Origin of the sequence: Streptomyces sp. NPDC005017 (assembly GCF_042873115.1) — a bacterium.
Classification (GTDB): Bacteria; Actinomycetota; Actinomycetes; order Streptomycetales; family Streptomycetaceae; genus Streptomyces.
Map to the genome: position 1 here is coordinate 24,733 of NZ_JBIALD010000002.1, position 13,362 is coordinate 38,094.

At 71.6% G+C, this 13,362-nt stretch carries 11 protein-coding genes; 7 read left to right on the forward strand and 4 right to left on the reverse strand.

Translation table 11 applies throughout. The annotated features are described in order from the left end of the window. Nucleotides 1-20: 20 nt before the first annotated feature. Together ACFYR0_RS02910 and ACFYR0_RS02915 are read right to left on the reverse strand one after the other, a co-directional pair. On the reverse strand, nucleotides 21-758 hold the full coding sequence (locus ACFYR0_RS02910; protein ID WP_389321193.1) for a class I SAM-dependent methyltransferase: 738 nt from the start codon (nucleotides 756-758) through the stop codon (nucleotides 21-23). 39 nt (nucleotides 759-797) lie between these two features. Beyond that, nucleotides 798-1,103, reverse strand: a complete 306-nt coding sequence (locus ACFYR0_RS02915) for a 4a-hydroxytetrahydrobiopterin dehydratase (protein ID WP_389321195.1) — start codon at nucleotides 1,101-1,103, stop codon at nucleotides 798-800. A gap of 68 nt (nucleotides 1,104-1,171) precedes the next feature. Here ACFYR0_RS02915 and ACFYR0_RS02920 point away from each other — a divergent pair, with 68 nt between their 5' ends. After that, on the forward strand, nucleotides 1,172-2,002 hold the full coding sequence (locus tag ACFYR0_RS02920; RefSeq protein ID WP_389321198.1) for a helix-turn-helix domain-containing protein: 831 nt from the start codon (nucleotides 1,172-1,174) through the stop codon (nucleotides 2,000-2,002). On the opposite strand, the gene ACFYR0_RS02925 is transcribed toward ACFYR0_RS02920, so the two are convergent. After that, nucleotides 1,984-2,409 (reverse strand): hypothetical protein, encoded by a 426-nt coding sequence (locus ACFYR0_RS02925; RefSeq protein WP_389321201.1) that lies wholly within the window; start codon nucleotides 2,407-2,409, stop codon nucleotides 1,984-1,986. The two genes, ACFYR0_RS02920 and ACFYR0_RS02925, sit on opposite strands and share 19 nt — an antisense overlap. Nucleotides 2,410-2,793: 384 nt before the next feature. Between ACFYR0_RS02925 and ACFYR0_RS02930 the strand changes: the two genes are divergently transcribed. The 6 genes from ACFYR0_RS02930 (at nucleotide 2,794) to narI (ending at nucleotide 11,304) form a co-directional block, all read left to right on the forward strand. After that, complete coding sequence (locus ACFYR0_RS02930; protein ID WP_389321204.1) at nucleotides 2,794-3,657, forward strand: helix-turn-helix domain-containing protein; 864 nt, start codon at nucleotides 2,794-2,796, stop codon at nucleotides 3,655-3,657. A 204-nt stretch (nucleotides 3,658-3,861) separates the two neighbouring features. Further along, a complete protein-coding gene (locus tag ACFYR0_RS02935; RefSeq protein ID WP_389321207.1) occupies nucleotides 3,862-4,662 on the forward strand; it encodes an SAM-dependent methyltransferase in 801 nt (266 codons plus the stop codon). A 138-nt stretch (nucleotides 4,663-4,800) separates the two neighbouring features. Further along, nucleotides 4,801-8,472 carry a nitrate reductase subunit alpha gene (locus ACFYR0_RS02940; protein ID WP_389321210.1) on the forward strand — a complete coding sequence of 1,224 codons (3,672 nt, stop codon included), beginning with the start codon at nucleotides 4,801-4,803 and terminating at the stop codon, nucleotides 8,470-8,472. Further along, entirely contained in the window at nucleotides 8,472-10,091 is a 1,620-nt protein-coding gene (narH, locus tag ACFYR0_RS02945; protein ID WP_389321213.1) for a nitrate reductase subunit beta, read from the forward strand. The genes ACFYR0_RS02940 and narH overlap by 1 nt, the downstream gene beginning before the upstream one ends. Then, complete coding sequence (gene narJ, locus ACFYR0_RS02950; protein WP_389321216.1) at nucleotides 10,091-10,585, forward strand: nitrate reductase molybdenum cofactor assembly chaperone; 495 nt, start codon at nucleotides 10,091-10,093, stop codon at nucleotides 10,583-10,585. The genes narH and narJ overlap by 1 nt, the downstream gene beginning before the upstream one ends. Continuing rightward, entirely contained in the window at nucleotides 10,582-11,304 is a 723-nt protein-coding gene (narI, locus tag ACFYR0_RS02955; RefSeq protein WP_389321219.1) for a respiratory nitrate reductase subunit gamma, read from the forward strand. Before narJ ends, narI begins: the two co-directional genes overlap by 4 nt. Before the next feature lie 59 nt (nucleotides 11,305-11,363). On the opposite strand, the gene dnaK is transcribed toward narI, so the two are convergent. Next, complete coding sequence (gene dnaK, locus ACFYR0_RS02960) at nucleotides 11,364-13,229, reverse strand: molecular chaperone DnaK (RefSeq protein WP_389321221.1); 1,866 nt, start codon at nucleotides 13,227-13,229, stop codon at nucleotides 11,364-11,366. Nucleotides 13,230-13,362: the final 133 nt, after the last annotated feature.

Below are 13,362 nucleotides of genomic sequence, written 5' to 3' on the forward strand. Positions count from 1 at the left end.
CGGCGCCGTCGAAGGCGTCGCTACGTTCTGCGGTACGCCCGCACGCTGAACACCGGGTCCGGGCGGGGGCGGTCCTGGTCGGGGAGGGCGGCCAGGCGGGCGGCGAAGGTCTCGGTGAGGGCCTCGCCGGGGGCGAGGGTGACGAACCAGCCGCGGCGCAGGTCGGCGATGGTGCGGCGGGGGCTGCGGCCCTGGCCGCGGCCGGGGAAGCGGGCCCGTCCGGCGGGCACGAGCCCGTGCGCGGCGGCGAGGGCCGTGACGTGCCCGGCGGTGTCGTGGGCGGGGCTGCGCGGCCGGGCGGCGAGGACCGCGTCGATGTCGCTGCCGACGTTGTGCGCGGCGGCCTTGTCGACCGTGGTGACGTACACCCCGCCGGGCCGCAGCACCCGGGCGCACTCGGCGACCGCCCGCCGTACGTCGGCGTCGTCGAGCAGGTGGAGCAGCCAGACGCTCACCACCGCGTCGAAGGAGGCGTCCGGGAAGGGCAGCCGGCGGCTGTCGCCGACGACGACCGTGCCGGGCATCCGGGCATCGGCCGTACGGGCCATGCCGAGGGCGAGGTCGACGCCGGTCACCCGGGTTTCCGGGCGGGCGGCGGCCAGGCGCCGGGTGACGATGCCCGTGCCGCAGGCCACGTCCAGCAGCCCGGGGCACCGGGGCGGCAGAAGGCCCAGGACGGCCTCGGCCGCGGCGGCGGCCCGGGGCTCACCGCCGCGCAGGGCGTCGTAGGCACCGGCTTCCTTGTCGTAGTCGAGCACACGCCACCCCCGGGGGCATCCGCTGATCGATCAGCCGGATCAGCTTGCCCCATGGGCGGGCGCGAGGTCTTCGACTTTTCTCGCCAGGTCGAAGTCCAGCGCGGTGACCTTGGAATCGGCGCTGTGGGTGTTCACCGAGAGACGGACGGTGTTGTAGCCGAGGGTGAGGTCGGAATGGTGGTTCAGCTCCTCCTGGACCCGGGCGATGTGCACCACGAGCGCGGTCGCGGCGGGGTGGGAGGCGAGCCGGTAGGTGCGCACCAGGCGGTCGTCCTCGACCGCCCAGCCCGGCAGCTCGGCCAGCCGCTCCTCGATCTCCTTCTGCGACAGGGGTTCGACGGCCACGGCATGGCTCCCTTCCTCGGGGGGACGCGTACCTGTCCAGCGTGCGCGGCTCGACTACGGTCGTCCACATGACCACACCCCTGTCCGCCGCCGTGTCCGCCTCCGCCGCCACCGACAACAGCGTCGGCACGCTGCTGCGGGCCTGGCGCGAGCAACGCCGGGTGAGCCAGCTGGAGCTGGCACTGCGCGCCGGCTCCTCCGCCCGGCACATCAGCTTCGTCGAGACCGGCCGCTCCCGGCCCAGCGAGGAGATGGTGCTGCGGCTCACCGAGCACCTCGACGTGCCCGTCCGCGAGCGCAACGCCCTGCTGCTGGCGGCCGGTTACGCCCCGCGCTACTCCGAGACGCCGCTGGACGACCCTGCGCTGCGCTCGCTGCGCGAGGGCATGGAGCGGCTCATCCAGGGCTACGAGCCCTACCCGGCGCTGGTGGTCGACGCGACGTACGACGTGGTGGCCGCCAACCGGGGCATCCTGATGCTGATGGACGGGCTGCCCGAGGAGCTGCTCGCGCCGCCGCTGAACGCGATGCGGCTGACCCTGCATCCGCGGGGGCTCGCGCCGCGCATCCGCAATCTGCCCGAGTGGCGCGGGCATCTGCTGGCCCAGATGGAGCGGCAGATCGCCCTGCACCGCTCGCAGCCGCTGCGGGAGCTGTACGAGGAGGTGTCGGCGTACCCGGTGCCCGCGGGGGCCGCCGGCGGTGCGGAGCCGGAGGAGCCGGTGCCGTACTTCGCGCTGCCGCTCCAGGTGGAGCACGAGGGGCGGGTGCTGTCGTTCATCTCCTCGATCTCCACGTTCAACACCCCCATGGACGTGACCGTCGCCGAGCTGGCCATCGAGACGCTGCTCCCGGCCGACCCGGCGACGGTCAAGTACCTTCACTCGCTCATGGCCTGACGGTTCCTCAGGGACATGTGCTGCAGGAGGGCGAACCCGGCGACGGTGACGGCCTGGAGCACGGTCCACACCGCGCCGGTGGTGGTCGGGGTCAGCCACAGTCCGAGTGCGGCGAAACTCAGGGCCGCCCAGGCGAGGTTGGTCTCCACGACGGCCTTGACCGGCAGCGCGGCGGGGCGGGTACGGGTGGCGAGTACGGCCACCGCGAGGGCGTACACGGTGAGGATCGCGCCCAGTTCCAGGAGCAGCGTTCCGTCGACGCCGAGCAGTCGGCCGAGCGGGCCGGAGGCGGCGAGGTAGGCCAGGCCGTTGGCGCCGGTCACGATCGCGTCCAGGGCGAGGAAGCGGCGGAGTGCGGTGTTCGGCTCGGCGGTGCGGGCGAGGGCGGTGAGTGTGGTTGCGGACATGGGAGTCACCCTCCGTCGGGTCGGGTCGGGTCGGGTCGTGGTGTGGGTGTGGTGGGGCTGTGGGCGGGGTCCGGCCGGAGTGCGCCGGCCGGAGCCCGTGGCACCACGATGTCCCTGCGGGGCGGGGCGGGTCGATTACCTGGGGGGTAATGGGGTGCGCCGCACGGGGGTGGGGGGTGCTCTTTGTCGGCGGCCACCGGGTTGCGGGGGCTTGTCGCGCCCGCGCGGCGGTAGCCGCAGATCGACACAGTCCCGTGCCCCTGAAAACGGGGCGCTGGCGTCCAAGTCCGTTGCGTGGTGAAGGACTCATGGCCGTACTCCTGAGCGGAGCGGGACGGCATGGCAGACTGCCCTCAGGCTTTCGGCGCGTAGGGGAGGCGTGGCGTGAGTGAGCGGCGGGCTGCGCCCACTGTGGGGCAGGTGGTGCTCGGCAAGCGGCTCCAGGAGCTGCGGGAGAAGGCCGGGCTGAGGCGCGAGGAGGCGGCCCAGGTCCTGCGGGTGGCGCCGGCGACGGTGCGCCGTATGGAGATGGCCGAGGTCGCGCTCAAGATTCCTTATGTACAGGTGCTGTTGGAGACGTACGGCGTGGCGCCGGGCGAGGCCGCGGCGTTCGTGGCGCTCGCCGAGGACGCCAACAGGCCTGGCTGGTGGCAGCGTTACCACGACGTGCTGCCCGACTGGTTCAGCATGTACGTCAGCCTGGAGGGCGCCGCGCGCCTGATCCGCTCCTACGAGCCGCACTTCGTGCCCGGCCTGCTCCAGACCGAGGACTACGCCCGTGCGGTGCTGGACGCGGGGACGATAGGGCAGACCGGGCCCGACACCGTGGAGCGGCACGTGTCACTGCGCATGGAGCGGCAGCGGCTGCTGGAGCGGGAGAACCTGCCCCATCTGTGGGTGATCATGGACGAGACCGTGCTGGCCCGGCCGGTGTGCAGCCGCGCCCAGGTGATGCGCGGCCAGCTGGACCGGCTGCTGGAGGCCGCCGAGCACGACCGGATCACGCTCCAGGTCGCCGAGTTCGCGAGCGGCCCGCACCCGGGGACGTACGCGCCGTTCTCGCTGTTCCGCTTCGCCGAACCGGAGCTGCCCGACATGGTGTTCACCGAGTATCTGACCGGCGCGCTGTATCTCGACTCGCGGCGGGAGGTCTCCGCCCATCTGGAGGTCCTGGACCATGTCACCGCGCACGCGGCCTCGGCCCAGCGCACCAGGAAGATCCTCCGCGAGTACCGCGAGCGCTACTAGGGTCCTTCTGATGGATCTCCGTGGGAGAAGGAGCGGCGTCCGGTGCGTGCGATCGGCGTGCGGTGCGGAGGGTCATGTGCGGAGCCGGCTGTCCCTCCGCACCGCACGCCTAGGGTGCGTGCCGGGCGTCGCGACGCCGCGGAGATCCATCAGAAGGACCCTGGTTCCGCACCACCCCTACCGTTATCGAGGAGTACACCCCGCATGACCGGATCCGACGCCGCAGCCCCCCGTATCGACACCAGCCGGCCGCACCCGGCCCGGGTGTACGACTGGTGGCTGGGCGGCAAGGACAACTACCCGGTGGACGAGGAGCTGGCCCGCCGCATCCTCGCCGTCGACGGCACGGTGGTGCGCGGCGCGCGCGCCAACCGGCGCTTCATGCAGCGTGCCGTGCGCACGGTCGCCGAGGCCGGGATCCGCCAGTTCCTCGACGTCGGCACCGGCATCCCCACCGAGCCGAACCTGCACCAGGTAGCCCAGCGCGTCGCCCCGGACGCCAGGGTCGTGTACGCCGACAACGACCCGATCGTGCTGCGGCACGCGGAGGCCCTGCTGGGCGGCACGGCCGAGGGCAGCACCGACTACGTGCACGCCGACGTACGGGACGTGGACGCGCTGCTGGAGCGGGCCCGGCAGTCCCTGGACCTGGCCGAGCCGGTCGCGCTGTCGCTGGTCGCGCTCACGCACTACCTGGACGACGAGGCGTACGACCTGCTGAAGCGGTACGTGGACGCGCTCGCACCGGGCAGCTATCTCATCCTGTCCCAGGTCACGCCCGACCTGAACCCGGCGGCCATCGAGCAGGCGGCGGAGAACTTCCGGCGCAGCGGCACCCCGTTCTTCCCGCGCACGGTCGGCGAGTTCGCCCGGTTCTTCGAGGGCCTCGAGCTGCTCGGCCCCGGTCTGATCCCGGTGCACGGCTGGCGTCCGGAGGCCGAGGACGTGGAGTCCCAGGCCGAGGGCATCGTGCCGGTGTACGCGGGAGTGGCGCGCAAGCCCTGACGCCCGGGTCCACGGCCCCGGCGGTCGCGGACGCCGCCCGCCGCGCCCGTACGGCGTGACCCGTACGGGCGCCGTGGACGGGTGCGCTCCCCCGCTCGCCTCTAGGTTCGAGTCACGAGGCGAGCCGAGGGAGCGCACGTGACCGAGACGCGGACCCCGCCCACCGAACCGGGCGCCGCCCTGTTGCGCGCGGGACGGTTCTTCCGGCCCGGTACGGCGGCCCCCGATCTGCACAGCATCGGCCTGGTGGGCGGCCGGGAGGCGGACGCCTTCTACCGGGACCGCTGGAGCCACGACAAGGTCGTGAACTCCACGCACGGGGTGAACTGCACGGGCTCGTGCCGGTGGAAGGTGTACGTCAAGGACGGGATCATCACCTGGGAGACCCAGCAGACGGACTACCCGTCGGTGGGCCCCGACCGCCCCGAGTACGAGCCGCGCGGCTGCCCGCGCGGCGCCGCCTTCTCCTGGTACACCTACTCCCCCACCCGGGTGCGCTACCCGTACATCCGGGGCGTGCTGCTGGAGATGTACCGCGAGGCGAAGGCGCGGCTGAAGGACCCGGTGCTGGCCTGGGCGGACATCCAGGGCGACCCCGAGCGCCGCGGCCGCTACCAGCGGGCCCGCGGCAAGGGCGGCCTGCTGCGGGCGACCTGGGACGAGGCCGTGGAGCTGGTCGCGGCCGCGCATGTGCACACGATCAAGGAGTACGGCCCGGACCGGATCGCGGGCTTCTCCCCCATCCCCGCGATGTCGATGGTGTCCCACGCGGCGGGCGCCCGCTTCCACTCCCTGATCGGCGCGCCGATGCTGTCGTTCTACGACTGGTACGCGGATCTGCCGGTCGCCTCCCCGCAGGTGTTCGGGGACCAGACGGACGTGCCGGAGTCCGGGGACTGGTGGGACGCGGCGTATCTGATGATGTGGGGCTCCAACGTGCCGGTGACCCGCACCCCGGACGCCCACTGGATGGCGGAGGCCCGCTACCGCGGCCAGAAGGTGGTGGTGGTCGCCCCGGACTACGCGGACAACGCCAAGTTCGCCGACGAGTGGCTGCATCCGCACCCCGGCACGGACGGGGCGCTGGCCCTGGCGATGGGGCATGTGATCCTCAAGGAGTTCTTCGTCGACCGGGAGACGCCGTTCTTCTCGGACTACGTACGGAAGTTCACCGATCTGCCGTTCCTGGTGACGCTCGCCGAGCGGGACGGGGCGTATGTGCCGCACAAGTTCCTGCGGGCCTCCGACGTGGGGCAGGGCGGGGAGGGCGCGGAGTGGAAGACGGTCGTGCTGGACGAGGTGAGCGGGCGGCCCGAGGTGCCGAACGGCTCGCTGGGCTTCCGCTGGACGGAGTCGGGCAAGGGCCGCTGGAACCTGCGACTGAACGGCATCGAGCCGCACTTGACCCTGCTGGGCCAGCCCGGCGTGGAAGTGCTGCTGCCGCGCTTCGACACCGAGGGCGGTGAGCACGGGCAGGGCCGCGGAGAGGTCGTCCGCCGTGGCGTCCCGGCGGTGCGGCTGCCCGGCGGCGGCCCGCTGGTGACGACCGTGTTCGACCTGCTCCTCGCGCAGTACGGTGTCGGGCGCCCCGGGCTGCCGGGCACCTGGCCGGCCTCCTACGAGGACGCGTCGGCCCCCGGCACACCCGCCTGGCAGGAGGCGCACACCTCGGTGCCGGCGGCCAAGTGCGTGAAGATCGCACGGGAGTTCGCGCGGACCGCAGAGCGGTCGAAGGGCCGCTGCATGATCCTGATGGGGGCGGGCACCAACCACTGGTTCCACTCGGAGACCATCTACCGCGCGTTCCTGGCCCTGCTCAAGCTCACCGGCTGCCAGGGCCGCAACGGCGGCGGCTGGGCGCACTACGTGGGCCAGGAGAAGTGCCGTCCGGTGACCGGCTGGGCCACGCTGGCCGCCGCGAGCGACTGGTCCCGGCCGCCGCGCCAGATGATCGGCGCCGGGTACTGGTACCTCAACACCGACCAGTGGCGCTACGACCGGTTCACCGCCGACGTACTGGCCTCACCGCTGGGAGAGGGCCGCTTCGAGGGGATGACGGGCACCGACTGCCTCGCCCTGTCGGCGCGTTCGGGCTGGATGCCGTCGTATCCGACCTTCGACCGCAATCCGCTGGAGCTCGGCGAGACGTTCGGCGACCCGGTCGCCAAGGCGGTGGCCGAACTGCGCGCCGGGACGCTGAAGTTCGCGTGCGAGGACCCCGACGCCCCGGAGAACTGGCCGCGCGTGCTGAACCTGTGGCGGGCCAATCTGCTCGGCTCCTCCGCGAAGGGCGCCGAGTACTTCACCCGGCATCTGCTCGGCACCCACTCCTCGCTGCGCGCCGAGGAGGCCGGCGAGGACGTCCGGCCGAGGGACGTGAAGTGGCACGAGCGGGCACCCGAGGGCAAGCTCGACCTGCTGCTGTCGCTGGACTTCCGGCAGACCTCCTCCACCCTGCTGTCGGACGTCGTCCTGCCGGCCGCGACCTGGTACGAGAAGCACGACCTGTCCAGCACGGACATGCACCCCTACGTCCACTCCTTCACCCCGGCCGTGGACCCGCCCTGGCAGGCGCGCACCGACTTCGACGCCTTCAAGGCCCTCGCCGAGAAGCTGAGCGAGCTGGCCGTGGACCATCTGGGCGTGCGCAAGGACCTGGTGGCCGCGCCGCTCCAGCACGACACCCCGGGCGAGACGGCCCAGCCGGGCGGTGTCGTCAGGGACTGGAAGCGCGGCGAATGCGACCCGGTGCCGGGGAAGACCATGCCGAACCTGGTGGTGGTGGAGCGCGACTACACCGCGATCGGCGCGAAGTTCGCGGCGCTCGGTCCCCTCGTGGAGCGACTCGGACTGCCCGCCAAGGGCATCGCGCTGAAGCCGGACGAGGAGGTCGCCCATCTGCGCGAGCTGAACGGGACCGGTTACGAGGGCCGTCCCTCGCTCGACACGGCCGTGAAGGCGGCGAACACGATCCTCGCGCTGTCCGGCACGACCAACGGCCGGCTCGCCACCCAGGGCTTCCACACGCTGGAGGGCCGGACCGGGCAGGAGATGGCCCATCTGTCCGCCGAGCACGAGGGCAAGCGGGTCACGTACGCCGACACCCAGGCGGCTCCGGTGCCGGTGATCACCTCGCCGGAGTGGTCCGGCAGCGAGTCGGGCGGGCGCCGCTACACGGCGTTCACGCTCAACACCGAGCATCTCAAGCCCTGGCACACCCTCACCGGACGGCAGCACTTCTTCCTCGACCACGACTGGATCCACGAACTGGGCGAGGCGCTGCCGGTGTACCGGCCGCCGCTGGACATGAACCGGCTGTTCGGCGAGCCACGGCTCGGGGCGGACGGGCAGCGGGAGGTGACGGTCCGCTACCTCACCCCGCACAACAAGTGGTCCATCCACTCCGAGTACCAGGACAACCTGTTCATGCTGGCGCTGTCCCGGGGCGGCCAGTCCATCTGGATGGCCCCGCAGGACGCGGACGCCATCGGGGTCGAGGACAACGACTGGATCGAGGCGGTCAACCGCAACGGCGTGGTCGTCGCCCGCGCGATCGTCTCGCACCGGATGCCGGCCGGCACGGTCTATATGCACCACGCGCAGGAGCGCACGGTGAACGTGCCGAGGACGGAGACGACCGGAATGCGCGGCGGCATCCACAACTCGCTGACCCGCGTGCTGCTCAAGCCGTCCCATCTCGTCGGCGGCTACGCCCAGTTGAGCTGGGCGTTCAACTACCTGGGGCCGACCGGCAACCAGCGCGACGAGGTGACGGTGATCCGCCGTCGTGCCCAGGAGGTCGAGTACTGATGCCCCGTGGTGACGCCCCCGTCGGACGCTGCATGGCGCAGGTCGCGATGGTCATGAACCTCGACAAGTGCATCGGCTGCCACACCTGCTCGGTGACCTGCAAGCAGGCGTGGACCAACCGGCGCGGCATGGAGTACGTCTGGTTCAACAACGTCGAGACGCGGCCCGGCCAGGGCTATCCCCGCCGCTACGAGGACCAGGACACCTGGCGCGGCGGCTGGGAGCTGAACCGGCGCGGCGCGCTGCGGCTGAAGGCGGGCGGCCGGTTCAGGAAGCTCGCCGGGATCTTCTCCAACCCGAAGCTGCCGGAGATCAAGGACTACTACGAGCCCTGGACGTACGAGTACCGCAACCTCACCGACGCCCCGTTCGGCGACGACTACCCGGTCGCCCGTCCCGTCTCCCAGCTCGACGGCAAGCCGATGAAGATCGAGTGGTCCTCCAACTGGGACGACAGCCTGGGCGGCGCCCCCGCCTACGGCGACCTCGACCCGATGGTGGAGCGGACCCGGCAACAGGCCTCGGACAAGGTGCGGTTCGAGTACGAACAGGCCTTCATGTTCTATCTGCCGCGCATCTGCGAGCACTGTCTCAACCCCTCGTGCGTCGCCTCCTGTCCGTCCGGCGCGATGTACAAGCGCAGCGAGGACGGGATCGTGCTGGTCGACCAGGACCAGTGCCGGGGCTGGCGGATGTGCGTGACCGGATGCCCCTACAAGAAGGTCTACTTCAACCACTCCACCGGCAAGGCCGAGAAGTGCACCATGTGCTACCCGCGCATCGAGGTGGGCCAGCCGACGGTGTGCTCCGAGACCTGTGTGGGCAGGCTGCGCTACATCGGGGTCGTCCTGTACGACGCCGACCGGGTCACGGCGGCCGCCGCCACACCGGACGAGAAGGACCTGTACGAGGCCCAGCTGGACGTGTTCCTGGACCCCGAGGACCCGGCGGTGCGACGGGCGGCCGAGGAGGCCGGCATCCCCCACGACTGGATCGAGGCGGCCCGCCGCTCGCCCGTGCGCACGCTGATCAGCGACTACCGGGTGGCGCTGCCGCTGCACCCGGAGTACCGGACCCTGCCGATGGTCTGGTACATCCCGCCGCTGTCGCCGGTGGTGGACGCGCTCAGCGAGAGCGGGCACGACGGGGAGGACGCGGGCAACCTGTTCGGCGCCATCGACACCCTGCGGATTCCGCTGGAGTACCTGGCGGAGCTGTTCACGGCCGGCGACGTGGGGCCCGTGCGCGCCTCGCTGGAGAGGCTCGCCGCGATGCGCGCCCATATGCGGGCGGTCAACCTCGGCGAGGAGCCCGACCCGTCGGTCGCCGCGGCCGTCGGCATGACGCCGGACGGGATAGAGGAGATGTACCGGCTGCTGGCGATCGCCAAGTACGAGCAGCGGTACGTCATTCCGACCGCAGCCGTGGGCGACGCGCGCCGGCTGGAGGAGTCGGCGCTGCCGGAGGGGTGCAGCCTGGACTACGAGGGCGGGCCGGGGATGGGCGGCGACGGACCGTTCGGCCAGGACTCCGGCCGCAGACGGCTGCCGCTGGTGCCGGTGGAGAACTTCCATGTGCTGCGCAGGCGGCAGACCTCCGACGACCCCGAGGAGGCCTGATGCCCTCCGACGCCGTGCTGTACCAGGCGGCCGCGCTGTGCCTGACCTACCCGGACGACGACTTCCGGGCGCGGCTGCCGCTGCTGCGCGAAGCCGCCCCGCAACTGCGGGAGTTCACCGACCACGCGGCCGTCACCCCGGACCGTGAACTGGCGGAGCACTATGTGCGCGTCTTCGACTTCAAGAACCGGCACAGCCTGTATCTGAGCTGGTGGCAGGACGGGGACACCCGGCGGCGCGGAATGTCGCTGGTGCGGTTCAAGGACGTCTACCGCGCCCACGGACTGGAGTTCACCGGCGAGGAACTGCCCGACTACCTGCCCGCGGTGCTGGAGTTCACCGCCCGCACCGGTGACACCGGCCTGCTGGTCGGTCACCGCAGCGGCCTGGAGCAGCTCCGCTCCCGGCTGACCGCCTTCGGCACCCCGTACGCCCGCGTCCTGGACGCGGTGTGCGCCACGCTGCCGCCCGCACCCGTTGGAGCGCGCCCATGACCCTCTTCCTCTGGGGCGTCGTGCCGTATCTCGCGTTCGCCCTGCTGGTCGCCGGGCTGATCTGGCGCTACCGCTACGACAAGTACGGCTGGACGACCCGCTCCTCGCAGGTCTACGAGTCGAAGCTGCTCGGCATCGCCTCGCCGGCCTTCCACTACGGCATCCTCTTCGTCCTGGTGGGTCATCTCGTCGGGCTGTTCATCCCGATGTCCTGGACGGACGGCCTGGGCGTCAGCGAGCACACCTACCATCTGTTCTCGCTGTACGGCGGCACCGCGGCCGGGGTGCTCACGGTCGTCGGGATCGTGCTGCTGATCTACCGGCGCCGCACCAACGCCCCGGTGTTCCGCGCGACGACGGCCAACGACAAGGCCATGTACGTGTTCCTGCTGGGCGCGATCGTGCTCGGCATGGTCGCCAAGCTCTCCCACTCCTCCGGCGACGGCTACAACTACCGGGAGTCCATGGGCCCCTGGGCGCGCAGTCTGTTCACCCTGAGTCCGGACACCGCGCTGATGACGGACGTGCCGGTGCTGTACCAGGTGCACGCGGCGATCGGCATGGTGCTGATCGCGATGGTGCCGTACACGCGGCTGGTGCATATGTTCAGCGCGCCCGTGCAGTACCTGTTCCGCCCGTACATCGTCTACCGCAGCCGCGACCCGAAGCAGCTCGGACCGCGGCCGGAGCGGCGGGGCTGGGAGCGCGCGGGTTCCTAGCCGGGGCCGGGGAACGCGGGGTCGCAGGCCCGCTCGTCGCGTTCCCCGGCCCGTCGCATCTAGGCCGCTCCCCCGCGCCGGTCGCGGTCCTCGTCGACGATCTCGGCGTCGACCACGCCGTCCTCGCCCGGCGGGGGCCCGGTGGGCTGTTCGGTGCCGGTCCCCTGTCCGGCCCGGGCGCTCGCGTACATGGCCTGGCCCATCCGCTGGCTGACCGAGGCCAGCTTCTCGATGCCGGCGCGCAGGGGGGCGGTGTCGGCGCCCTGGTCCAGCAGGGTCTTGAGCGCGGTGACGGCGGCCTCGACCTCGGCACGGGTGTCGGCGGGCACCTTGTCGCCGCTGTCGCGCAGGAACCGCTCGGTCTGGTAGACGAGCTGCTCGGCCTGGTTGCGGGCCTCGGCGGCCTCGCGGCGGCCGCGGTCCTCCTCGGCGTACTGTTCCGCGTCCCGCATCATGCGGTCGATGTCGTCCTTGGGCAGCGCCGAGCCGCCGGTCACGGTCATCTTCTGCTCGCGGCCGGTGGCGAGGTCCTTGGCGGAGACGTGCATGATCCCGTTGGCGTCGATGTCGAACGCGACCTCGATCTGCGGCACGCCCCGCGGCGCGGGCGGCAGTCCGGCGAGGTCGAAGGTGCCGAGCTTCTTGTTGTACGCGGCGATCTCGCGTTCGCCCTGGTAGACCTGGATGCCGACGGAGGGCTGGTTGTCCTCGGCGGTGGTGAAGATCTCCGAACGGCGGGTCGGGATCGTGGTGTTGCGCTCGATCAGCCTGGTCATGATGCCGCCCTTGGTCTCGATGCCCAGGGACAGCGGGGTGACGTCCAGCAGCAGCACGTCCTTGACGTCACCGCGGATGACACCGGCCTGGAGGGCGGCGCCGACGGCCACGACCTCGTCGGGGTTGACGCCCTTGTGCGGGTCCTTGCCGGTGAGCTCGCGCACCAGGTCGGTGACGGCGGGCATCCGGGTGGAGCCGCCGACCAGGATGACGTGGTCGATCGCGGAGAGCTTGAGGTTCGCGTCCTTCACCGCCTGGTCGAAGGGCCCCCGGCAGCGGTCGAGCAGGTCGGCGGTGAGCTCCTGGAACTGGGCGCGGGTGAGCTTCTCCTCCAGGTGCAGGGGGCCTTCGGCGGAGGCGGTGACATAGGGCAGGTTGATGTTGGTCTCGGTGGAGCTGGACAGTTCGATCTTGGCGCGCTCGGCGGCCTCGCGCAGTCGCTGGACGGCCATCTTGTCCCGGCCGAGGTCGACGCCGTGCTGCCCCTGGAAGCGTTTGACCAGGTACTCGACGATCCTCTGGTCCCAGTCGTCGCCGCCGAGGCGGGTGTCGCCGTTGGTGGCCCTGACCTCGATGACGCCGTCGCCGATCTCCAGCAGGGACACGTCGAAGGTGCCGCCGCCCAGGTCGAAGACCAGCACGGTCTGCTCCTCGCCGCGGTCCAGGCCGTAGGCGAGGGCGGCGGCGGTGGGCTCGTTGATGATCCGCAGCACCTTCAGGCCCGCGATCTCCCCGGCCTCCTTGGTGGCCTGCCGCTGGGCGTCGTCGAAGTAGGCGGGGACGGTGATCACGGCGTCGGTGACGTCCTCGCCGAGATAGGCCTCGGCGTCCCGCTTGAGCTTCTGGAGCACCCGGGCCGACAGCTCCTGGGCCCGGTAGCGGGTGCCGTCCACGGAGCCCTGCTCCGGGAAGTGCCACCGGGTGTCGCCCATGTACCGCTTGACCGAGCGCGCGGTGCGCTCGACGTTGGTGACCGCCTGCCGCTTGGCGACCTCCCCGACCAGCACCTCGCCGTTCTTGGCGAAGGCCACCACCGACGGTGTGGTCCGCGCGCCCTCCGCGTTCGCGACGACGGTGGCCTCACCGCCCTCCAGTACGGCCACCACCGAGTTGGTCGTTCCGAGATCGATCCCGACCGCGTGTGCCATCGTCGTCCCCTTCCGCCAGGGCCTCCCCGATCGCCTGCCACCTCCAGCACAAAACTTGAGTGCCTTCTTGTCAATGGGGCATCGGGGGCGCGGGGGTGGTCAGGGGGGCATCGCGCCGGTCGCGGCCCTGGCG

Bases quoted from the DNA above. Each gene is read 5' to 3' on its own strand.
- dnaK (WP_389321221.1), bottom strand. From the start codon at position 13,229: ATGGCACACGCGGTCGGGATCGATCTCGGAACGACCAACTCGGTGGTG.
- narI (WP_389321219.1), top strand. From the start codon at position 10,582: ATGACCCTCTTCCTCTGGGGCGTCGTGCCGTATCTCGCGTTCGCCCTG.
- ACFYR0_RS02920 (WP_389321198.1), top strand. From the start codon at position 1,172: ATGACCACACCCCTGTCCGCCGCCGTGTCCGCCTCCGCCGCCACCGAC.
- ACFYR0_RS02935 (WP_389321207.1), top strand. From the start codon at position 3,862: ATGACCGGATCCGACGCCGCAGCCCCCCGTATCGACACCAGCCGGCCG.
- narH (WP_389321213.1), top strand. From the start codon at position 8,472: ATGCCCCGTGGTGACGCCCCCGTCGGACGCTGCATGGCGCAGGTCGCG.
- narJ (WP_389321216.1), top strand. From the start codon at position 10,091: ATGCCCTCCGACGCCGTGCTGTACCAGGCGGCCGCGCTGTGCCTGACC.
- ACFYR0_RS02925 (WP_389321201.1), bottom strand. From the start codon at position 2,409: ATGTCCGCAACCACACTCACCGCCCTCGCCCGCACCGCCGAGCCGAAC.